The organism is Sphingobacterium sp. JB170, from assembly GCF_900163865.1.
Lineage (GTDB): Bacteria > Bacteroidota > Bacteroidia > Sphingobacteriales > Sphingobacteriaceae > Sphingobacterium.
In genome coordinates this window covers 113,118-133,196 of the sequence record NZ_FUKU01000027.1, presented here as the reverse complement: position 1 = coordinate 133,196, position 20,079 = coordinate 113,118, and the positions used below count along the sequence as shown (strand labels likewise).

General features: G+C 40.8%; 24 protein-coding genes and 1 pseudogene. 8 read left to right on the top strand and 17 right to left on the bottom strand.

The annotated features are described in order from the left end of the window. Nucleotides 1–103: 103 nt before the first annotated feature. On the bottom strand, nucleotides 104–877 hold the full coding sequence (locus tag FM107_RS08585) for an NAD(P)H-dependent oxidoreductase (RefSeq protein ID WP_086948099.1): 774 nt from the start codon (nucleotides 875–877) through the stop codon (nucleotides 104–106). 5 nt (nucleotides 878–882) lie between these two features. Continuing rightward, entirely contained in the window at nucleotides 883–1,794 is a 912-nt protein-coding gene (locus tag FM107_RS08580; protein ID WP_086948098.1) for an NAD(P)-dependent oxidoreductase, read from the bottom strand. A 107-nt stretch (nucleotides 1,795–1,901) separates the two neighbouring features. Between FM107_RS08580 and FM107_RS08575 the strand changes: the two genes are divergently transcribed. Together FM107_RS08575 and FM107_RS08570 are read left to right on the top strand one after the other, a co-directional pair. Further along, entirely contained in the window at nucleotides 1,902–2,309 is a 408-nt protein-coding gene (locus FM107_RS08575; RefSeq protein ID WP_086948097.1) for a helix-turn-helix domain-containing protein, read from the top strand. A 134-nt stretch (nucleotides 2,310–2,443) separates the two neighbouring features. Next, nucleotides 2,444–2,923, top strand: coding sequence for a hypothetical protein (locus FM107_RS08570; protein ID WP_143559458.1), 480 nt, complete (start codon nucleotides 2,444–2,446; stop codon nucleotides 2,921–2,923). 186 nt (nucleotides 2,924–3,109) lie between these two features. Here FM107_RS08570 and FM107_RS08565 read toward each other — a convergent pair whose 3' ends face one another. Next, on the bottom strand, nucleotides 3,110–3,460 hold the full coding sequence (locus tag FM107_RS08565; RefSeq protein WP_086948095.1) for a nuclear transport factor 2 family protein: 351 nt from the start codon (nucleotides 3,458–3,460) through the stop codon (nucleotides 3,110–3,112). Nucleotides 3,461–3,507: 47 nt separating this feature from the next. Then, on the bottom strand, nucleotides 3,508–4,395 hold the full coding sequence (locus FM107_RS08560) for an alpha/beta fold hydrolase (protein ID WP_086948094.1): 888 nt from the start codon (nucleotides 4,393–4,395) through the stop codon (nucleotides 3,508–3,510). A gap of 115 nt (nucleotides 4,396–4,510) precedes the next feature. Here FM107_RS08560 and FM107_RS08555 point away from each other — a divergent pair, with 115 nt between their 5' ends. After that, nucleotides 4,511–4,876 (top strand): MerR family transcriptional regulator, encoded by a 366-nt coding sequence (locus FM107_RS08555; RefSeq protein ID WP_086948093.1) that lies wholly within the window; start codon nucleotides 4,511–4,513, stop codon nucleotides 4,874–4,876. 37 nt (nucleotides 4,877–4,913) lie between these two features. Here FM107_RS08555 and FM107_RS08550 read toward each other — a convergent pair whose 3' ends face one another. Continuing rightward, nucleotides 4,914–5,276, bottom strand: coding sequence for a nuclear transport factor 2 family protein (locus tag FM107_RS08550; protein WP_256959433.1), 363 nt, complete (start codon nucleotides 5,274–5,276; stop codon nucleotides 4,914–4,916). Nucleotides 5,277–5,451: 175 nt separating this feature from the next. On the opposite strand from FM107_RS08550, the gene FM107_RS19990 reads away from it, so the two are divergent. From FM107_RS19990 to FM107_RS20205, 4 genes are all read left to right on the top strand, one after another. After that, complete coding sequence (locus tag FM107_RS19990; protein ID WP_256959432.1) at nucleotides 5,452–5,679, top strand: hypothetical protein; 228 nt, start codon at nucleotides 5,452–5,454, stop codon at nucleotides 5,677–5,679. A 66-nt stretch (nucleotides 5,680–5,745) separates the two neighbouring features. After that, nucleotides 5,746–6,027: a hypothetical protein gene (locus tag FM107_RS19985; RefSeq protein WP_256959431.1), complete on the top strand. Its 282-nt coding sequence runs from the start codon at nucleotides 5,746–5,748 to the stop codon at nucleotides 6,025–6,027. Nucleotides 6,028–6,203: 176 nt separating this feature from the next. Further along, complete coding sequence (locus tag FM107_RS08540) at nucleotides 6,204–6,458, top strand: ribbon-helix-helix protein, CopG family (RefSeq protein ID WP_143559457.1); 255 nt, start codon at nucleotides 6,204–6,206, stop codon at nucleotides 6,456–6,458. Then, nucleotides 6,458–6,742: a type II toxin-antitoxin system YafQ family toxin gene (locus tag FM107_RS20205; protein WP_086948091.1), complete on the top strand. Its 285-nt coding sequence runs from the start codon at nucleotides 6,458–6,460 to the stop codon at nucleotides 6,740–6,742. Before FM107_RS08540 ends, FM107_RS20205 begins: the two co-directional genes overlap by 1 nt. Before the next feature lie 20 nt (nucleotides 6,743–6,762). Here FM107_RS20205 and FM107_RS19980 read toward each other — a convergent pair whose 3' ends face one another. From FM107_RS19980 to FM107_RS19515, 5 genes and pseudogenes are all read right to left on the bottom strand, one after another. Then, on the bottom strand, nucleotides 6,763–7,347 hold the full coding sequence (locus FM107_RS19980; RefSeq protein WP_256959430.1) for a site-specific integrase: 585 nt from the start codon (nucleotides 7,345–7,347) through the stop codon (nucleotides 6,763–6,765). A 48-nt stretch (nucleotides 7,348–7,395) separates the two neighbouring features. Further along, nucleotides 7,396–7,554: pseudogene (locus FM107_RS19975) on the bottom strand (phage integrase SAM-like domain-containing protein); the annotation flags it as partial. 8 nt (nucleotides 7,555–7,562) lie between these two features. Then, on the bottom strand, nucleotides 7,563–7,982 hold the full coding sequence (locus FM107_RS19970; RefSeq protein ID WP_256959429.1) for an Arm DNA-binding domain-containing protein: 420 nt from the start codon (nucleotides 7,980–7,982) through the stop codon (nucleotides 7,563–7,565). A gap of 561 nt (nucleotides 7,983–8,543) precedes the next feature. Then, a complete protein-coding gene (locus tag FM107_RS08520; protein WP_218778940.1) occupies nucleotides 8,544–9,380 on the bottom strand; it encodes a nucleotidyl transferase AbiEii/AbiGii toxin family protein in 837 nt (278 codons plus the stop codon). Next, nucleotides 9,331–9,606: a hypothetical protein gene (locus FM107_RS19515; protein ID WP_179204437.1), complete on the bottom strand. Its 276-nt coding sequence runs from the start codon at nucleotides 9,604–9,606 to the stop codon at nucleotides 9,331–9,333. The genes FM107_RS08520 and FM107_RS19515 overlap by 50 nt, the downstream gene beginning before the upstream one ends. Before the next feature lie 431 nt (nucleotides 9,607–10,037). On the opposite strand from FM107_RS19515, the gene FM107_RS08515 reads away from it, so the two are divergent. Further along, entirely contained in the window at nucleotides 10,038–10,256 is a 219-nt protein-coding gene (locus FM107_RS08515; protein ID WP_086948089.1) for a hypothetical protein, read from the top strand. Here FM107_RS08515 and FM107_RS08510 read toward each other — a convergent pair. The 7 genes from FM107_RS08510 to FM107_RS08480 all read right to left on the bottom strand — a co-directional run bounded on the left by FM107_RS08510 (nucleotide 10,251) and on the right by FM107_RS08480 (nucleotide 20,077). After that, nucleotides 10,251–11,426, bottom strand: a complete 1,176-nt coding sequence (locus FM107_RS08510; protein ID WP_086948088.1) for a hypothetical protein — start codon at nucleotides 11,424–11,426, stop codon at nucleotides 10,251–10,253. The genes FM107_RS08515 and FM107_RS08510 overlap by 6 nt on opposite strands. A gap of 136 nt (nucleotides 11,427–11,562) precedes the next feature. After that, nucleotides 11,563–12,495 carry a helix-turn-helix transcriptional regulator gene (locus FM107_RS08505; protein WP_086948087.1) on the bottom strand — a complete coding sequence of 311 codons (933 nt, stop codon included), beginning with the start codon at nucleotides 12,493–12,495 and terminating at the stop codon, nucleotides 11,563–11,565. Further along, entirely contained in the window at nucleotides 12,492–13,079 is a 588-nt protein-coding gene (locus FM107_RS08500; RefSeq protein WP_086948086.1) for a GNAT family N-acetyltransferase, read from the bottom strand. Before FM107_RS08500 ends, FM107_RS08505 begins: the two co-directional genes overlap by 4 nt. Nucleotides 13,080–13,280: 201 nt before the next feature. Then, nucleotides 13,281–15,773: a multicopper oxidase domain-containing protein gene (locus FM107_RS08495; RefSeq protein ID WP_179204436.1), complete on the bottom strand. Its 2,493-nt coding sequence runs from the start codon at nucleotides 15,771–15,773 to the stop codon at nucleotides 13,281–13,283. Between the two features lie 16 nt (nucleotides 15,774–15,789). Continuing rightward, nucleotides 15,790–17,895 carry a copper-translocating P-type ATPase gene (locus FM107_RS08490; protein WP_086948085.1) on the bottom strand — a complete coding sequence of 702 codons (2,106 nt, stop codon included), beginning with the start codon at nucleotides 17,893–17,895 and terminating at the stop codon, nucleotides 15,790–15,792. Between the two features lie 96 nt (nucleotides 17,896–17,991). After that, nucleotides 17,992–18,471: a heme-binding domain-containing protein gene (locus tag FM107_RS08485; RefSeq protein ID WP_086948084.1), complete on the bottom strand. Its 480-nt coding sequence runs from the start codon at nucleotides 18,469–18,471 to the stop codon at nucleotides 17,992–17,994. Between the two features lie 25 nt (nucleotides 18,472–18,496). Then, nucleotides 18,497–20,077 carry an efflux RND transporter periplasmic adaptor subunit gene (locus tag FM107_RS08480; protein WP_086948083.1) on the bottom strand — a complete coding sequence of 527 codons (1,581 nt, stop codon included), beginning with the start codon at nucleotides 20,075–20,077 and terminating at the stop codon, nucleotides 18,497–18,499. Between the last annotated feature and the right edge of the window lie 2 nt (nucleotides 20,078–20,079).

The window sequence follows — 20,079 nt, the reverse complement described above, 5'->3', positions numbered from 1 at the left end:
AAATAAATGGTTTGTTATTATTATTTATTATGCCTTTTTAAAAACAGAAATCAAATAGAAATTGACGATCCTAAATTTCTATTTGATTTCTATATAATTTTCTTTAATCTACTATATGAGCTACAATGCCTGTTTTACCAATGGCAACAGTATCTTTTAAGATATGTCTATCAGGATAATCACCACCATTTTGCTCTCTAAAAGGAATCGGTTTTTCAATAAATAAATTTTCTAACCTTTTTTTCCAAAGTTCCTTTTCGATTTCAACTTGATCCGGAGTAATAAATGCTGCACTGTGAATAACATGCGTGGGCAATACTTCCATCCCAGGATAAAATAATGCGCCATGCGTCAACGGAAACAATAGCTGTTCTATTGGCCCATTAACACCTCTCGGACTATAATCGGCTTGCGGACCACCTGTATAAACAGAAACCAATGCTTTTTTCCCTTTCAAAATTCCTTCTCCAAATCTAAATTCATTGGTGCCGTTTTTATAGCCATAAGCAAATCCGAAAGCATATACTCTTTCTATCCATCCTTTTAAAATTGCAGGCGTACTGTACCACCACAATGGAAATTGCAAAATGACTGCATCGGCATCCAATAATTTTTTCTGTTCAGCAACAACATCGGCAGATTGATTTTGTGTGGCATAGGCATTACCTGATTCATGAATAAATGAAAGACGGTCTGAATTTACTCTTTTGGGAAAATCAGATTCATCAAAAACTGCTTTCCATTTCATAGCATACAAATCAGATAAAATGACTTCATGTCCCATTTTTTCTAAGGTTTCGATGCTTGTGTTCACCATTGTAAGCGTAAGCGAAGTAGCTTCTGGATGTGCAAATACAATTAAAATTTTCTTTTTCATAGCTTTTACGATAATGTGTTTAAGTTAAATCCTCCTGAAACTTTTAATTCTGCTCCTTCTCCTCCCATCCACTGATGTACTGCCGAAAAGTCTTCCCGACCCAATCCTGCCTGGATAGCTTGGGCGTACAGCTCTTTCGCCAGATTCGCCAGGAACAGGGGCTGCTGATGCTCGTAGGCCGTCAGCGCCGCCAAGTGCAAATCTTTGTACATTAGTTCCAGAGGAAACTCGGGGGCGTAATCCTGCTGACGAATCTTTTCGGCTTTCGCCTGAATGAAAGGAGGAGATACTGGCAAGCCAGGAAGGGTATCGAGCAGGAAGTCTCGTGATAAGCCCATCTTTTCTCCTAGGTGCAGCACTTCGGAAAATAGCACCATGGATTGGGCTAGTAGGGCATTTACCAGCATTTTTAAAGAGGTGCCTTGTCCGATCTCGCCTACGTGAACAATCTTCTTGCTCATTACCTTAAGCAGCGGAATAACCTGTTCTACATCGCTCGTAGCCCCTCCTACAAAGAATACCAACTCGGCACTTTCGGCTTGTGGCTTACTGCCTGCTACCGGTGCGTCTACAAAGTGTACTTGATGTTGCCCTGCTGCCTGGTGAGCCATCCGGGAAAAGGAAGGGTTGACCGTAGAGCAATCGGCCCAGAGGGCTCCGGAGCGCATGTGGGGCAAGAATCCTTCGTCCCCGAGGGCTACCTGCTCTACCGCTTCGGGAGAGGCGAGCATGGTAAAAACAATGTCGGCTTCCTGCACCGCCTCGGCCAGAGAGACGGCCATCCTGGCACCTTGCTCCGCTAACTGCCGGACCGGTTCGGGCGAACGGTTATAGACCGTCAGGCGTAATTGGTGGTTGAGGAGATGTCGAGCCATGCGCTGGCCCATGATGCCGAGTCCTATGAAAGTTACGTTCATGATTTGTTATTTAGAATTTATACTATAATTATTTTAGTTGCAAAACTAAGTTGAGTAATATACATTTGCAATAACTATCAAATCAGATAGGTTTAAAACATTGAGAAATGAAAACAGAATGCATTGGCGATTTTGTAAAACTGGAAGGGAAAACCTACCCTTGCACGGTAAGCCTAACAATGGATTTGGTTGGTGGAAAATGGAAAGCAGTTATTCTTTATCATTTAAAAGATGAGCCGAAAAGATATAGTGAACTTCGTAAAGAAATGCCGTCTGTTACGGAAATGACTTTAAGTTTACAGTTGAAAAAACTAGAAAAGGACGGTTTAATTTCCCGGAAAGTTTACGGTAGAAAACCGCCAATTAAAGTTATTTATAGCTTAACTGATTTGGGGAAAAGTTTTGTTCCGATTTTAGAAGCAATAACAGAATGGGGAAATCAAGTTATCAGTGAAAAAGGTGAGTTTGTCAACAGTAAGTTATCTGTTGATGTGTCATTCTTGCCTGAACGCTAACTAATAGATACAAGCGTTGTCCGCCTGTGTTATTTGCCAAACGAAATTACGGTAATGGAAGAATAGTTTTTAGATAGTTCAAAAGCTGATAAAAAAATGTGAAGGAGCGTTAGAATTAGTTGATTTTTAAAAGCTTGTACTACTTGTCCAATGATAAGTTCGAAGATTGTAATGAGATCCACGTTTTTGTTGCCATAGATCGCGAGGCAGAACGTCATGAACCTTCGCAGTTACAACTCGAACTCCTAGAAAAAGAGTTTATCACAGGAAGTGGCAGGGTCAAAAGAATCCATCCGCTTATCGCCACCAAAGATCTTGAAGCCTGGTTCTTCCATGATTTGGAGGGAATCTACCGCCATTTGCAAGCACCTGTAGACCAACGCTATATGGGCATTTACCCGAACAAAGACAGATGCGACAACCGAAAACTATCCGCCCTTTTTCACCGCCACGGCAAACATTACCAAAAAGGACGCCGCGCAGCTGGCTTTATCGATAGCCTTGATCTGGAACTCATTTATATTCAGGTTCCCGAGTTGCAAACCGCGTTTGAAGCGATTGGCGCACTGATCCAGAACCAGATGATTGGATCTAAACATTGCGATGGCCACTAATAAACTGTGATCAATTAAAAAATAAGGCTGTCCGTCCTACAGACGGGCTTTGCGGGGAGGGAGAGTTCAGAACTTAGGTTTTATTACATTGATTACCAGAATTATATTTTTAATTTAATTAGCCACTCTACGAATCACGCAATAATTGTATAATTTTTCTGAATTGCTTTAAAATTTAGGTGTCATTTATAGCTCAATATCCATTCTTCGTAACAAGCTGTTCTGTAAGGTGTAAATGTGCTTTACTCTGCCATCAAACAACAGATTGCCTTCTAAATCTTTCACTATTTGGTGAACAATGATTTCTAAAGATCCGTTTTCCCTTTCGTTAAATTCGACAGGTTCAACGTTGGGATTGATCTCTGTCCATTGTCTTGTCCAATATTCTCTTATTTCTGTGTGCCCATTTACATACCCTCCTTCGAATGCTTTTGGCCATTGGATATGGGGATGCATGGTTGAAAGGGCAGTATCAATGTCTCTTGCATTGAAGGCGAAATACGCTTTTTTGATTAAGTCTTGAATTTGCTTTTTCATAATATGTGAATGTTGATTGTGATTTTTGCTTTAGGATGTGGCTGATTTTAATGTCTATCAAGAAACTCTATAATTAAGTTCGCTGTTTCAATGGGTTTTTCAGCCAATATAAAATGCCCGCTTTCTTTTATTTCTTTAAGTTGCAGGTCACTTGCGGTATTTGGTAATGAATTCTTTAACATTTCATACCCACTTCCGCCAATTCCAATTACTGGCATCGTGAGCTTGCCGTATGATTTACTATCTTCGATGTCTTGTGGAAATGCTTGATACCAAGCATTTGATGACCGGATGGCATCTTGGCTGTTGTAAGCTGAAAGGTACACGGCCTTGTCAAAATCACTTACGCTATTTGGGTCGTTCAATAAGTTTTTAAACAACCATTCTATAACAAAATTCATGCGTCCCTCCAGAAGTTGTTCAGGGAGTTCTTTTACTTGGTTAAAAGAAAGCCACCAGGGATAAAGATACGTTGCCCCCAAAACAGGTAGCATGGGCAACTGATACATTCCTGCATCGGGATGTGGTGTATCTAAGATAATTAATTTTTGAACTGCTTCTGAGTAGTTAGCTGCAAAGCTAAAAGCTACATGTGCACCGATGTCGTGTCCCCCAATGTACACTTTTCTAAATCCCAATTTCTGTACAAGCTCAAAAATATCTTTAGCCATATTCTTTTTTTCATACCCGTCAATTGGTTTGCCTGAACTTCCCATTCCCCGCATTTCGATCACCATAACACGATATGTTTTTGCGACTATTGTCATAATTTTATGATAAGCCCACCAGGTTTCAGGATAGCCTGGGATTAGAATTAGTGGCTCGCCCTGTCCGCCTGTTACGTAATGTATTGTTGTACCGTTTACATCCGCGTAATGATTGGTGAAATTTGGTAGTACCTTGATTAGTTCTTCATCTGAATATTGGATTTCCATATCTTGTAATTTTAGAACGTTTGTAGTCTCTCATTGTGAAATGCAAAACTAAAGAGTATTTTTGCAACCAACAAGTATACAGTATACTGCATGGTTTGATTTTTTTTTATAAACGATGAAATTGATAAGTCAACTTTCCAAAGAAACAGGGGTACCCATAGGAACAATACGTTTTTATGAGAAAACTGGGCTTTTCAGTGGGGAAACCAAAAAGGAAATCACCACCAACAAATATGTTTATTACGGTGATGATGTCGTTGAGAAACTTAGGTTCATACAAATGGCGAAGGCTGTAGGGTTTACCTTGTCTGAGATAAAAGAAGTTATTGACGTCTGGTATAAAAAAGAATTCAGTAAGAAAGCAAAAATCGAAGTCCTCAACAGAAAACTTTCAGAAATCGATGAGAAAATGAGAGAACTGAAAGCAGTCAAAAAGCAAATAGCGCTTTGTAAATTTAATATCGAGAATGGTATCGGGTAGATTGTTTTGAATTTTACGATTAGTGTTGATGGAATTCCTATTTGATGTTGTCAACCACATATGAGCCCATTCTTACTACCTTATCGTCTTTAAACTGATAAATATCGCAAAAGTTGCTCTCATATTCCGTGCCGTCTGCCTTCTTGTTCGTGCTTAATCCTTGCACGGAGGCCCGATCTCCTTCAATCACAATGGTGCTAAACTGAAAATTAGTGTGTTCCGGCATATCGCTTCCATCCATCTGACTGAGCTCTGCCTTTCCATTAAAGGTAGTACGACCTGAAGATGCAGTATACATGTCCCAAACGACGTCCTCTGCCAAATAATCCATAAACGCCTCCATTCTGTTCTCAGTAAAGAGGCGATTTATCTGTTCTATAAGTTCTTTTGTTGTTGCCATAATCATAAAACATTCACTGACAGCATATTGTTTGTACCTTCACGAAATTTAAAATATCTACGGTCCAATTTTGGAGTATCGGAGCCTAAATTTTGGAATATCTGTAAATGTTGTAGTTTTAAAGCAAGATAAACGAATAATCTCCGTTTATCTTATTAATTTATTACATTAGGTTATGGATATTGCCCGGACTATAAGTCTCCATGCGGATCAGCCCTTGCCACATCATTTATTGGTGTCGTGGTTGAAGGACTATAGAAGACCAAATGATAAAATTCTATGGTTGAAAGCCCAAGGATTTATATATCCTTTGAAAAAGGGCTTGTATATTGCTGGTCCTTCGGTGACCGATAAAAAGCCTGACCTGTTGTTGGTTGCGAACCATTTACTGGGACCAAGCTAAGTGTCGGTGGAAACGGCTTTGTCTTATTATGGTTTAATACCTGAACGGGTATATGAAATATCATCCATGACGACAAAGGCGTCACGCTCTTTCAACACGGTATTGGGCATGTTTACATACACCCGACTTCCTTTGCCGTATTATTCCTTTGGTTTAAAGATGCTTCGGCTGCCATCTAATCAATATGCGATGGTGGCCTCTCTCGAAAAAGCCTTATGCGACAAAATAATAACGACATCTGGACTAACACTAAGAAGTGTCCGCAATGCCTATGACTTCCTTGTAGAGGATTTGCGGATCGATGAATCATCATTAAATGACCTGCATACGGATATGATAAAGGGATAGCTTTCGGATGCACCAACAAAGGAAAGCTTATTGATGGTGGTTAAAATGATCGAGCGGTTATGATGAGGTTGACTGAAAAGAGTGGTGCTACAATTATCCATGAATCTATTCTTGGGGTAGATTGCAGTTGAATCATCGAAAATATTTGTTATATTTGTATTTAAAATGATATCACTATGGATACGATAAATTTAAAGAAATCCACTTCACTACGTTTGGATGCGGAGTTGTATAGTTACATAGAGAAGCTGGCAAAAAAGGAAAATAGAAGCGTCAATAATTTCATTGAAACGGTTCTTGCTGATGCAACACGTTTCCACGATCCAAACAGCGAGACAAGACAGGCTATTGAAGACGCAAGAAAAGAAAGACCTTCTTTGAAAAGGTATGATAGCACGGAAGACTTGTTAAATGATTTGATGGCTGATTAATGACTGGGTATAAAATAACCTACTCAGGGAAGTTTAAAAAAGATTTTAAAAAGTATCAGAAAAGACCTAGGGAGCTCAAAGCTATTATAGAGGTTCTAGAACAACTTAGACAGGGTGCAGAAGCAATACCAAAACGGATGAAGCCTCATAGGTTGATAGGCGATTACAAAGATTCGTGGGAATGTCATGTATTTCCTGACCTCCTGTTGATATGGGATCAGGATAACGAGCCGATTAATGAAATTCATTTGATCCGAGTAGGTTCTCATTCTGAACTGTTTTAATCTGTCAGATTGCGACAGCCTCACCCCAATTTCTTTCTCAACGCTGCCATATCTTTACTGATCTTCTTTTCCAATACCTTGGCGTAGATCTGTGTGGTTGCAATTTTAGTATGCCCAAGCATTTTACTCACCGTTTCGATCGGAACGCCATTGGAGAGGGTGACGGTCGTTGCAAAGGTATGCCTTGCCAGATGGAAGGTGATATTTTTCTTGATGCCGCAAATCTCAGCAATTTCTTTCAGGTAGGCATTCACCTTCTGATTGGATATCACGGGAAAGACGGTGCCCGTGACCGCAGCCCGGAGGTTGTGTTTGTATTTCTTTAATATTTCGATGGCTTTAGGTAGGAGCGGGGTGGTCACAGGGGTGTCGGTTTTCTGTCTGAAGGTGCGTTTCCATACTTCACCATCGGAAGCGTCCACAATGTTATCGTGCGTAAGGTTGATGACATCAACATAGGTAAGCCCGGTGTAGCAACAGAATACAAACAGGTCGCGGATCATGTCGATTCGTGCGATTTCAAAAACTTTACTTTCCAGCGTAGCCAGTTCGGTGTCGGATAGGTGTTCTCGGTTTACCTTCTCGATTCTGAGTTTATAGTTCATAAAGGGGTCTTTGGTGATCCATTCCAGCCGCATGGCCAGGTGCCCCCTCTTTTTCAGGCGGATGATGTGTTTCATCACGCCGTTGTTGTTCATGGGCTTTTGATGGTCGAGGGGTTTATGGTTTCGTAGGAAGGTTTCGAAATCAAAAATAAATTTATAGTCGATATCAGTGAGAAAGAAGTCGGCTGCCCGGAACTTCTTCTGAATAAATTGGATCAGGTAGCGTTGGGTAACGTAATAATGTTTGAGGGTGCTCCATTTAAGGTGCTTGAAGCGGTTTCATTGTGATACTCAAAAAGGCTGCTTAGGGTTTGCGCTTCTTCGATGTTGCCAAAGAAATGATCCTTTACCGATTGGGCCGTGACTCGTTTTCCGCTTAAGATCAGCTGTTGATATATACCGCCTAAGGTCAACCGCACATCTTGCAGGTATTTGTTGATCTGTTTGAATTCCTCGCATGTTCCTTTGAGTGCGCCTTTTGTATTATCCCAGTAATTGATATCAACAAACTGTTTCAGTGCGATATAGCAACGTTTTTTATTAACGGTGATGCAGGCGTAAACTGGTGCATTTCCTTCTTTTTCCTTGTCGGCTCTGATGGTAAAATGGACGCCAAATGATTGTGATGTTTTCATAAAAATACTCTTTAAATCTCCATAAACTTAATTTAACCCGTTTTAAGGCCATTTTAGGTAACACAGATTGTCTGTTTTTATGCCAATTATAAACCTAAAAGCCGTTCTTTTTGCAAACTTTTTAAGCACCATTGATCTGATATACACCGTATTATATCGTTTTGTGTTACCTAAGTTAAACATTTAAAATAGGTAGTCGGATAGGTAACGAGAATGAAGGATTCTTATGGATTAATATGAACTACTTAAAAGTATAAAACCCTGTAAATCAGAATATTTACAGGGTTTCAGACTAGCGTGAACTAGTATTTTGTGCGCCCACCTGGGCTCGAACCAGGGACCAAAAGATTATGAGTCTTTTGGCCTGTACCTTTTTACATGATGCAAAATCGTCGTTTCCGACTTACAGAAGCAATATATGAACAATTTCTGGAACCGTAAAATTTTGTTCCGTAACACATTTGTAACGGTTTCTAAGATTTTTTGCGAGTAACGATTCCTGCAATTCGATTCCAATAGGATTATGCAGTCTAACAAGAAATTCAACAATTCTCTTTGAGATTATAGCTTTGTTTCAAATTCAAGAGCAAATTCCCACGAAACCGTAGCTAACTTTTCTTTTAAATGTTCAATATTTGAAACCAAATCTTGGAAACTTGGTGGTTTTGCTTCATAAATCATTTGGCTTCGCATTTTATTATAATCTTCTTCCCAAGCTTTTACAAAGTCGGGATGTGGCGTAGGATTCAAGGTTTTTGGATTATGCAGATTATAGTCCACTCCACCAATTTTAGCATATTTATGTCGATGGCTGACAATAGTCTCGTACAGGTCTTTGTCTTCGATAGCGGTCAAAATATCTCCGTTACGTGACAAATGATAGACATCATACATATGACGATTTAGACGATCTACACGAATTTTTTCGACAGGGCGACTAAATTCCTCATGCAATAAAAAAAGTTTTTCTAAAAAGGTCCGCTCTGCATGAACGGTCGGTATACTGATAAATGGGGATGCAAATCCCTGATCAGAATAAATTTCGTCTACAAGAGAACCAAATTTCCTTACTGAATAGGGCTCGATTAAAGATCGACATCCTATCTCAATTTGAACTCTTGGGTGGACGTAATCAGGGTGTTTTGTAATATACGGATAATGAACTTCAATAATTCTTGGGTCTTGATCGCTATCCTCTGCTGGAACAGGAATTAAACCAACTTTATCATATCCTTTTTCTACAAAGCGTTCTTTTAATTCACCAAGGAATTTTCCTGTTGCATATTCTCCGGAAGCTTTTCTGAGTTTCGTACGTTGTTTTTTCGACTCGCCATCGCGGCGGATGCGGTTACCTGTCCGCGACGGGCAGGTAGGTAATCCGATTACTCGAAGCCGCAACGGTTTCGAGTTCGGATCTGTCAAGAAAAATTTGGGAAGTGTTGGCGGGTTGCTGTGGGGAGATAAGCCCCTCACGGAACCATCTGTCCACGTTACTCCGACCGTACAGGCGGTAGGCATCGGCTTTGGTCAGCCGATCGGGAACGGGATGTTCTTCTTTGATAGCGTTTTTAACACCCTGTTCGGTTGCTTTCTTTAATAGCATTGCCAGTTCCTTGTACTCCATACTTCCCGATGGGGTTATTTTCCCATCCGGGTACAAAGCACGAGAATGGCATAGGGCAAAAACAGTGACAGGGGGTGACCTCTGCCAGTCACCCCCTGTCAAAAAATGGGGTTTTTATTAGAAATAAAGCTGTTTTTCGCCTTACAGAATAAGTTGCTATTTCAGTTCGTCGACATCTCTACTGGCAGTAATCGATATGGGACAGCTCAGTAAATTTCTCTATCGATGGCTTTTGCCGGTCCGCAGATCCCGTACCCATTGGCCAAGTGCTTTTATGTTTTTTCATTGGGAACATTCTTCACCCAACGAAAGTGCAACAGAAAAATGCTAGGATATTATGAACTATGTTTCATGTTTAAATTTGATTATCTAATTTTGACTGCAAATCAATATTTTATTTTTACTTTTCAGTCGGAAATCTTGAGTAATCGATGACTTCAATCAATATACTGTTGGCGGATCTGGATACAGATACGCTTTTCGTTGAACAGGCCCGTCGTCTGGGTCTCGTGACATTAGGCGATATCCTTGAGGCTAGGGTTGAGGTGTTGAGCAAAAAAAAGGATTTCAGCTATACTTGGTACGCCGATCTGCTGACCTTGCTGAAAAAACACGGACTGCTTGGTGAATTTCAGAATCGGCAGCTATGAACCTTTGTAATTAGATAGGTTGTAATTTTCGTTCAGCCAGTTCAACATACTGATCAGGTTGGCCTTTAGCTTCCGGGCTGTACTGAACTCCACCTCCGTGGACTTCTTTCGCAGGCTTTCAGCGGAAATAAACGTGGTCTGCGGTGTATAGAAATGGGCTGCAAAAAAATTGAACAGTTCACCGATGTTCTCTTTTAGCAGCACGCCCTTTTCAATATGCAGTCGTATAAAAAGCCCAAATTGTGCCACTGGCATATTGATTCTTAGACGGGTCATTGATTTGGCGAACTGGTCATCCTGTAGCATGGCCCGCCGGAGCTTGAGCATTTGTTTGATATAGAATTTCTTTTCAGTCAGGAAACCCCGAAGTTGTTCACCAATGGGCGCAGCGCTGGATAACATCTTTATTTTGCAATTTACAATTAAGCTGCTCAGCTTGTCCTGTTCGGTCATAAGCAGCCCCAGCTGTTGATGTAGTCCGGGGATATTGTCGAGGATACCTTTAAAATCATTTATGCAGTAAAGATAAAACTCCGGCGGGTTGAATCCGTTGCGGCATAGCAGGTCTTTAAACATTGTTGTGTCCGCGCTATTTATGTTGCCGACAATTGTCATCAGGTGGCGGCAGTATGCCACATCTAAAAAGCTAATCTCTTTTTTACGAATCATTTGGTGAAGCGATTTTTTTACAATGGTCTTTAAATCCCCATCAATATCGAGCCGATCCAGATGAAGCAAAAATATTTTGTAGCGTGCTTTTAGTTCCATCATTAGAGTAGGCAGGCCATATTTGGTAATGGGGATTTGTTTATAAATCGCGGGAGCCAATCTGCCCATATCTGCCAGTACAGTCTCCACGAGGTTAAGCGCATAGGTGTAAAAGGATTTAATTTGAGGGCCTTGAACGCTTTGGTTCCAAGCTGCGGCTAGGCGGTATCGATAGTGGTGGACTGCATCACTGATTTTAACCAGCTGCTTCATGTTGATATCGGCTTGTTTTTTGGAAAAGATCAACTGTTTACATACTATTTTTTTGAACGTTATTATTTCGGCCGTAAAGACTTCCTTCAACGACAGAGGATCAGTACCGATTAACTGGGAATTGGCCAAGTTTTGGGGATGGACGGTATCCTCCACCCAATTCAGCAAAAGAACAGATACTTGATTCATAGGTCAGTAGCTTATATGATGATTATTTTATAAAATACTATCGCCAAAAATCGATAATCGGAGCGGCATATAAAATACGTTAATAGGAGATTTGGCTAAGTAAATTGACGTAGCTGTCGTACATGGACATAGTTTTTTACACGTCAAAAATGCCGCATTCCAGTTTTCGCAGCAGTTCCAGCCTACTATGCGTACCTGATTTAGTCATCATACGCTGGATATGGGTAGTTACTGTACGCTCCGCGATATTCAGGCGGGCAGCAATCTCACCGGTATGGTATCCTTCCTGCAGCAGGACAACGACTTCAGTTTCTCTCGTCGTGAATCGGAAACGGATACAATTCTCCCCGAACACTTCGGGTCTGATTCCATTGGCGGAAATCTCCGCCAGTTTACTGATAGCATTTCTATCCTGACGTACAGTCTTAAAAATGAACATGCCGGTAACAGCCAAAAAACCCAAGTTGGTGAACAACGCCTCCGTAAGTTGGCTGAACTCAAAATAGGTGATAACGGTCATGGCCGCCCATGGAGCCACCGCGGCATAAACGACAATTTCCTCTACATAGTGGTGTTGCCGCCGGTTTTCTTTATAGGCTACGCGGATAGCCCGCAGGATTGCCCAAAGGAGAACGATAGAATAAAAAAAAGGTGCGATAATACCGTATTTGACGGTAAAGCCTAGATCTTGATGGGTCGAATAAGAAATCACAAAGAAAAGCACGAACGGTGCAAGCAAAAACAGTGGCACACCGTACAGCGCATGGAAACGGAGCAACTTCAAGTCAAATGCCTTATAGAAATAGAACGGGAAATAGGATGCCATCAAAAAACCGCTACCATAGGCAGTAATGTTCTGGACATATATCGGAATGGGATAGTCTCGATCAGGTAGTAATCCACCGGTTACATTATAAAGAATCAATAAGAATAATAGGATCAAATACCAAAAGCGGGGCTTATCACCCGGTCTGTTTAGGTAACCGGGCAACAAAAAAATGAACATCCCCGTTTCCAATGCAGAAAAAATAAAGGTGACCAGACGCATTTCCGTTCCGAACACATTCATACTATATTTTTGGTTTCTTCATGTTTTAGGAAGTAAAGCACATAGTCCAGGTGAAGTTTATCATAAATCCTGAAACCAAAATCTTGGTACCAGGGCAGGTTTCTTTCCGTAGACGTCTCCAAGTAAATAGGCAGTCCTTTCGCTTCGGCATGAGCAATCACTTCTTTTAATAATCTGCTGCCTATACCGGAACCTTGATAAAGTGGATCGACCCCAATAAACCAGAGATAGGCCATCGGGTTTTTGGTCTGTTTTTCCTTAATCCGCTTCTCCCGTTTAATCGCCTTGGCGATACTGCCAACGCCGATTGCTTGGAAGATTAGAGTCACGTCCAACCATAGCGATCTGAGCGTAGTTTTCTTTAGCTGTGGGTATAGGATCAGGGCACAGGCTTTTTTATCCTGGGAGAGCCATACGTCACCGAACAGCAAACAAACCTCTATGGAATAGTGCATCAAGGCGCGGATGCGCTGAAATCGGTGCCTATCCTGCTGAATAATATAGTTTACACTTTGGTTGTCTTTAAAAGACTGGGTCAGTAGTTCGACTACTAATTTTCTGTCGCTTTTACTGGCTCTTATCATAATTCCCTTTCTTACTGAATGTTATAAATCAATTAAATCTCCTGACCCAAAAATAACATTTTGCTTTTTCGATTGCAATTTTGTTGTTTTGTAGATTAAAAATTGCAGTTGACCAGCATCATAGAAAGTAGTTATAAGCTGCATTCTATTGTATAAATATTAACTTTGATTCATCAAGGTCTAGATTTTGATGAATCAAAGTTAATAAGTAAGTGTTAACCCAAATCCCCAACCCATATCGCTGTCATAATGGGTAGAAAGAGCGGTATTTTTAGTCAATATGTATCTAAGACCTCCCATGTATTCCTTATCGGTATTAACAGAAAAAGCCCCTCTCAATCTTTGTGTTAAGGGGATATCCTCCCTGCGCAACTGTAAACGAACAATACCATCGGTAAACACTTCGGCTTGGAAGTCTACAAGCATGGGTAGAGTATATACGAAACCCGCACTTAGTGTGGCTCTGTTATTTTTGGTGTTTTTCTGTCCAAAAATATTTTTTTCAATTTCATGACTTCCAAGCTCTCTGTAGCGCCAATCGAATCCGACAAAAGGCATAAACCATTGCATTTTTCCAATGTATCTGCCAATATGGGTTTCGGTTTCGTATCCGTGTTTATTATTGTAGCCTAACCTCCATTCTGTACCAAAACTCCATCTTGCATTTTGTAACATTATCTGTCCATCATTACCGTTGGTAGCAAAGTCATTTTCTGTCATCATGTGCAGCATATTGCTTTCTCTTTGAAGCTTTTTATATGCATATTCCTTATCAGGTAGCTCGGGATTTTGATAATCTCCAACTTCGAATACCCTGTTCATACCTGCCATCATGTGATATAAAATGTGGCAGTGAAAGAACCAATCACCTTCGGTATTTGCTGCAAATTCTATGGTATTCTTTTCCATTGGCATAATATCAATTACATTTTTTAAAGGTGCTTGAACTCCATGGCTATTTAAGACCCTGAAATCAAACCCATGAAGGTGCATTGGGTGCCGCATCATGGAATTATTGATAAGTGTTATTCGGAGTATCTCACCTTTTTTTACCGGTATTTTATCCACCTCGGAAAGCACTTTGTTATCGAAGCTCCATACGTATCTATTCATATTGCCGGTCAAAGTGAAAGTCAGTTCTTTTACTGGCTGATCTTTGGGTAGCTCGGTGTTGTAGGGTGATTTAAGCATGTCATAATTTAGGGTTACTATTTCAGCATTACTCATGTCATGGCTCGAATGATCCATTGTTTCACTCATCGGCTCATCCATTGACATTTCGGATTTCGTCTCTTTGCTTCCAGCAATTTCGGGATACATCACGGCATTCATGTCCATTTTCTGAAGACTCATGTTCATTCCCATATCTTTCATATCACCATTCATTTTCATCATATCGTTCATCATCTTCATCCCCTCGAAGTATTTTAGCTTAGGGAGTGGTGGATGCACTTGCTTAGCACCTTCTCCGATAAAAATCGAGGTTGATTTTGTACGATCCTCCGGTGTCACCAGAAGTTCATATGAAATGTCTTTTTGTGGAATAGTTACCACTATATCGTATGTTTCCGAAACACCTATAATCAAGCGATCTACTTCTACAGGTTCTACATCATTTCCATCACTGGCCACCACCGTGAATTTTCCTCCCGCATAATTCACCCAAAAATAGGACGAGGCTCCGCCGTTGGATAATCTTAATCTAACTTGATCGCCAGCTTTAAATTGTGAAAGTTGTTGTCCATCAGTTCCGTTGACCAAAAATTTATCATAATACACATCACTTACATCCATGGCAAGCATACGTTTCCATTCATTTGTCACTTTAGTTTTGAAATGCCCTTCTTTTATAGCTTCCAAATAGCTTTGCGTTGATCCTTTTTTAATAGCGGACCAGTCATTGGCATTGCGAAGCATACGCTGAACATTACTGGGTTTCAGGTTTGTCCATTCGCTAAGTACTATAGGAACAGTGGGAAGGTCATCAGTACCTTTTCTAAAAGTAGGGTCATCCAATCTCTTTTTCATAATAAACGAACCATACATCCCGATTTGTTCTTGAAAACCGGAATGAGAATGATAAAAATGGGTACCATTCTGCATAATCGGAAAGCGGTAGGTATACGTTGAGCCTGGCCGGATAGGCTTTTGTGTAAGCCAAGGCACACCATCCTCTTTGTTAGGCAACCACACGCCATGCCAATGCAAAGAAGTTACTTCATCCATCATATTATGTACAACGATTTCAGCTGTATCTCCCTCTGTGAAAGTGAGTGTAGGCATTGGAATTTGTCCATTAACGGCAATGGCTCTTTTCGGCTTTCCTCCATAATTTACTATAGTATCTTTTACATAAAGATCATACTTTACGACTTTCCCTCCCTTAATATTCTTTTTGGGAAGAACCGGAATGACCTTTTGGTCTTTAACATCCATATCCATTTTTCCATGGGCATTGTGCATTTTACCGTTATCTTTTGGCACGAGTTTCATTCCGCATTTAGGACAGTTTCCCGGTTTGTCGGATTTAACTTCAGGATGCATTGGGCACGTATAAACTGATTGATTTTCGGCCATACCATCAGCACTCTTATGTGTGACAGATTGGAAACTTTCTTTGGTCGAAGAATCTAATGTTTGGGCATATACACCGATGTAAACCAGCGTTAATGCAAGTGAAAAAATATGTTTCATTATTTCTATTTTTAAATTATTTCTTATTCAGCCTTAATAACGTTGCATTAAAAGCAACGACGATGGTACTAACGCTCATTAAAACTGCTCCCATAGCCGGGCTCAACACAAAATTGGGATACAATATTCCTGCTGCCAACGGAATAGCGACTATATTATAACCGACAGCCCATATCAGATTTTGTATCATTTTTCGATAGGTACGCTTTCCAAAATCTATCATTTTAACAACATCCCTTGGGTCACTGTTTACGAGAATGATATCAGCTGTTTCAGCAGCCACATCCGTTCCGGAACCCACAGCAATCCCCACATTAGCCTGTGCCAACGCAGGTGCATCATTTACACCGTCACCAGTCATGGCAACAATTTCACCTTTCGCTTGAAATTCTTTTACTTTTTCCTGTTTGTTATGTGGCAGGACATTCGCCAAGAATCCGTCCATCCCTAATTTATTAGAAACCGAGGCTGCAATTTTTTCATTATCACCTGTTAAAAGAAATGATTTTATCCCCATTTCTTTTAGTTGACGTACGGCTTCCTGCGATCCTTCTCTTATACGATCTGCGAGGGTGATAATACCGATTACCTTGCCTTCAATGAATACATAATTTATAGTTTCTGTGTCCTGATCTATTTCCGAAGGCGTGGCTGGTTTGTCAATTTTGTTTTCCGTAAAATAATTTGGCCCAGCAGCTACAACTTCTTTTCCATTTACCGTGCCTTTAACACCTATTCCCTGCATGTATTGGAAATTATCAGACTTCCATAATTGAAGCCCTTTTTCTTTGAGAAGTTTTATCATCCCCTTTGCAATGTGGTGCTCGGAGTTTTGCTGCACAGCGGCGGCATATTGAATGATTTCATCTTCGGTGAAACTGTCTAAAGCAATAACTCTTTGTACAGCATGAGAACCCTCGGTCAATGTTCCCGTTTTATCGAAAATAATGGTCGTTAAATTACGGGTAATTTCAAATGCTGTCCGATTCCGTATAAGCAGTCCATTGGTTGCAGATAGTGTGGTCGAAATAGCAACTACTAAAGGAATCGCTACCCCCAAGGCATGGGGACATGCAGTGACCATCACTGTTACCATTCTTTCCAATGCGAATGCCATATCTCCACTTGAATTATACCAATAAACGAATGTTCCTACACCGACCCCAATTGCAATGAAAGTAAGCCATTTGGCAACCTTATCTGCAAGGTTTTGTGTATTCGACTTTGCAGTTTGCGCATCTTGCACAAGGCTGATTACCTTGTTTAGATAAGTGTCTTTTCCGACTCCTGTCGCTTTTATTTTTAGTGCTCCATCCCCGTTTATGGCTCCGGCTATAACCGTTGATTTGGCTTCCTTTTTTACCGGAACGCTTTCCCCTGTAAGCATACTTTCGTTTACATAGGAAAGCCCTTCAATGACGTCTCCATCTGCTGGTACTTTCTCTCCGGGTTTGATAATGACAATATCGTTGTTAGCCAATTCTTCCAACTTTATCTTGAAAGCTTCACCGTTCCGTTCTACCGTTACTTCATTTGGCAAGAGCGCTACCAATGTCTGAAGGGCTTTGGATGCTGCCATTTGCGAACGCATTTCCAGCCAGTGTCCAAGCAACATAATGACGATCAGTGTTGCCAATTCCCAATAGAAATCCATCCCCTGAAGGCCGAATACCACTGCTGTGGAATAAAAATAGGCCACTGAAATAGCGATGGCTACCAAGGTCATCATCCCTATGGCTTTTGCCCTGATTTCACCAACCATCCCTTTTAAGAACGGCATCCCTCCGTACAGATAAATTAAAGTTCCAAGGGCGAACAGCACGTATTTGTCTCCGGTAAATTCCAGATTGAATCCAAACCATTCCTGGATCATTTGCGAAAGCGCAAGAATAGGTATGGTAATAATTAAACTGACCCAGAACCTTCTCAGAAAATCATGTGTATGATGGCCTTCATGTTTATCGTGTTGGTGCGCTGAATGCTGCTGTTTCCCGCGTTCATGGTGTTTGTGGTCGTGGCTACCGGTTTTTCCAAAAGGAACTAAAGCCATTCCGCATAATGGGCATTTCCCCGGCTCATCTTTGAGTACTTGGGGGTGCATTGGACATGTGTATTTTTTCATAACAACGATTTAAGATTGTTTCATGATCATTTTGATTGTGGCATTTTTTGACCTATATATATCTATGGATCTGCCTGTTCAATTAATAGTCTAAATTTACTCATTGTCTGCTAATGAATTAAAGTAATCAATTAACAACTTCTTATCTTCCATTCTCAAACGAGCACCTTCATGCAACCATAAATAAGAATTTAGTGGCATTTTATCTTGTTCAATTTGCTTGGTGATTTGCGTGAATTTTGAATTAAGTCTTCGGGACCCATAAGGTGGTAAGTCATCAAAATTCAACTTTTCCTTTCCATCTAATATGTGCTTTTCCATCAGCCAAGCCATAGGCTGAATCTCACTGTACCAAGGGTAATTCGTGTTATTGCTATGACAGTCATAACATGAAACAGCCAAAATTGCATTGACCTGTTCACCAACTTTAAAAGTATCAACAAAAGCCTTTCCCGCTGGAGTGGCTGTTGTATTCTTTTCAGGTCTTGCCAACTGTATTAACAATAAAACAGTCAGCAAAACCATAAAGATTAGTTTTGATTTAGAAATTGCATTTTTTTTTCTGATGCCTTCCATAACGAACCAATTAGATTGTCAAAGTTTAACGGTCATATAGACAACAACTCGGCAATTCATCGTAAGCTGCTTTAGAAGCCTTGTCCAGTTCTGTATCATGACCGACATTGGCAATAGCCTTGCTTATGTTGCTCTTTGAAGTTACTTTTGAATCGAAGTCCAGATGGATGACTTTGGCATTTACATCCCAGTTTGCTGATATTACCCCCTTAACACTTTTCGCTGCCTTTTCGATGCGGCTTTTGCACATCTCACAGTTCCCGGAAACCTTTAGCATATCGTGTGTTTTATTAGCGGAATTTTCCATATTACCATGTTGATGTCCACTTTGTACCGTCGATCCGTCATTGTTCATCATACTGACCTTTCCTTCCAGTTGGGCACTCGCATCTACCGTAAAAGCACCGTTTGTAACAATCTCTTCGCCATTTTCCAATCCCGACATGATGACGTATTGATCACCCAATGAGGGTCCTAATACAACCTCCCGAAGTTTAAACGCCGGTGTTGAGGTATTTGGTTGCTTTACATACACGATTGAACGCTTTCCTGTCCACAATACCGCTGATTTTGGAATCACAATCTCCTTACCGTACCCTTTTAATGGAGCGGTAATTTGCGCTGTCGCATACATTTCCGGTTTGAGATTGCGATCACGGTTATCGGCTTCAACCCTAATCTTTGCGGTTCTCGAATTCGCATCGATCATTGGATTTATAAAAGCTATCCGCCCTTTATATACTTTTCCCGGCACACTCTGCAAAGTGTATTCCAGCTGATCACCAACTTTTAAAAACGGTAAGTCTGTTTCGTAGGCATCGAAAATTGCCCATAGCCTTGAAAGGTTCGAAATGGTATATAACACACTTCCCTGGCTGATATAATCCCCTTGGTTCACATTCTTGGTTGTGACAACACCGCTTGTATTAGCGTGAATGTTTACATAAGGAGAAACGCTGTTGGATTCTATAATTTTATTTATCTGCTCCTCTGAAACTTTCCATAAGCGCAATTTCTCTTTAGCTGCATCAAGTAATAAAGGTTGCAGATCTTGCAATTTTGCTGCTTCCAGTAATTCTTGCTGTGCTGTTAAAAGGTCCGGGGAATATATTTTGGCTATCAGTTGACCTTCCTTGACGGATTCGCCGGTAAAGGTTACATATAGATTCTCTATGCGACCGTTGACGTGGGAAGTTTGGGATTGTTGTAAGCGTTCATCCACTTGGATGGTACCGTACAATTGTACATCCTTAATTGCATCCTGATGCCCAACCATGGAGGTTTGGATATTTGCCAATGCAATTGCCTCTTTTGACATTTGGATCGCATCATCGTCAACCACATCGTCGCCACCACCGGATGTTTTCAATGGGATCAAGTCCATCGCACATAGGGGGCATTTGCCCGGTTTATCCATTTTGATCTGTGGGTGCATGGAACAAGTCCACACAGTAGCGCCCTCCTCGGTTACCTCCATTTCAAGATCATGACTATGGTCATGGGACGCACCACCTCCGAAGATCCCCCAACCCAGTAGTAGTCCGGCTAACAATATAGCTCCGTATTTTACTATATTGTTTCTAAATATATTTTTCAGTTTATTCATTA

Bases quoted from the DNA above. Each gene is read 5' to 3' on its own strand.
- FM107_RS08585 (WP_086948099.1), bottom strand. From the start codon at position 877: ATGAAAAAGAAAATTTTAATTGTATTTGCACATCCAGAAGCTACTTCG.
- FM107_RS08580 (WP_086948098.1), bottom strand. From the start codon at position 1,794: ATGAACGTAACTTTCATAGGACTCGGCATCATGGGCCAGCGCATGGCT.
- FM107_RS08575 (WP_086948097.1), top strand. From the start codon at position 1,902: ATGAAAACAGAATGCATTGGCGATTTTGTAAAACTGGAAGGGAAAACC.
- FM107_RS08565 (WP_086948095.1), bottom strand. From the start codon at position 3,460: ATGAAAAAGCAAATTCAAGACTTAATCAAAAAAGCGTATTTCGCCTTC.
- FM107_RS08560 (WP_086948094.1), bottom strand. From the start codon at position 4,395: ATGGAAATCCAATATTCAGATGAAGAACTAATCAAGGTACTACCAAAT.
- FM107_RS08555 (WP_086948093.1), top strand. From the start codon at position 4,511: ATGAAATTGATAAGTCAACTTTCCAAAGAAACAGGGGTACCCATAGGA.
- FM107_RS08550 (WP_256959433.1), bottom strand. From the start codon at position 5,276: ATGGCAACAACAAAAGAACTTATAGAACAGATAAATCGCCTCTTTACT.
- FM107_RS19990 (WP_256959432.1), top strand. From the start codon at position 5,452: ATGGATATTGCCCGGACTATAAGTCTCCATGCGGATCAGCCCTTGCCA.
- FM107_RS19985 (WP_256959431.1), top strand. From the start codon at position 5,746: ATGACGACAAAGGCGTCACGCTCTTTCAACACGGTATTGGGCATGTTT.
- FM107_RS08540 (WP_143559457.1), top strand. From the start codon at position 6,204: ATGGATACGATAAATTTAAAGAAATCCACTTCACTACGTTTGGATGCG.
- FM107_RS20205 (WP_086948091.1), top strand. From the start codon at position 6,458: ATGACTGGGTATAAAATAACCTACTCAGGGAAGTTTAAAAAAGATTTT.
- FM107_RS19980 (WP_256959430.1), bottom strand. From the start codon at position 7,347: ATGAACTATAAACTCAGAATCGAGAAGGTAAACCGAGAACACCTATCC.
- FM107_RS19970 (WP_256959429.1), bottom strand. From the start codon at position 7,982: ATGAAAACATCACAATCATTTGGCGTCCATTTTACCATCAGAGCCGAC.
- FM107_RS19515 (WP_179204437.1), bottom strand. From the start codon at position 9,606: ATGGAGTACAAGGAACTGGCAATGCTATTAAAGAAAGCAACCGAACAG.
- FM107_RS08515 (WP_086948089.1), top strand. From the start codon at position 10,038: ATGACTTCAATCAATATACTGTTGGCGGATCTGGATACAGATACGCTT.
- FM107_RS08510 (WP_086948088.1), bottom strand. From the start codon at position 11,426: ATGAATCAAGTATCTGTTCTTTTGCTGAATTGGGTGGAGGATACCGTC.
- FM107_RS08505 (WP_086948087.1), bottom strand. From the start codon at position 12,495: ATGAATGTGTTCGGAACGGAAATGCGTCTGGTCACCTTTATTTTTTCT.
- FM107_RS08500 (WP_086948086.1), bottom strand. From the start codon at position 13,079: ATGATAAGAGCCAGTAAAAGCGACAGAAAATTAGTAGTCGAACTACTG.
- FM107_RS08495 (WP_179204436.1), bottom strand. From the start codon at position 15,773: ATGAAACATATTTTTTCACTTGCATTAACGCTGGTTTACATCGGTGTA.
- FM107_RS08490 (WP_086948085.1), bottom strand. From the start codon at position 17,895: ATGAAAAAATACACATGTCCAATGCACCCCCAAGTACTCAAAGATGAG.
- FM107_RS08485 (WP_086948084.1), bottom strand. From the start codon at position 18,471: ATGGAAGGCATCAGAAAAAAAAATGCAATTTCTAAATCAAAACTAATC.
- FM107_RS08480 (WP_086948083.1), bottom strand. From the start codon at position 20,077: ATGAATAAACTGAAAAATATATTTAGAAACAATATAGTAAAATACGGA.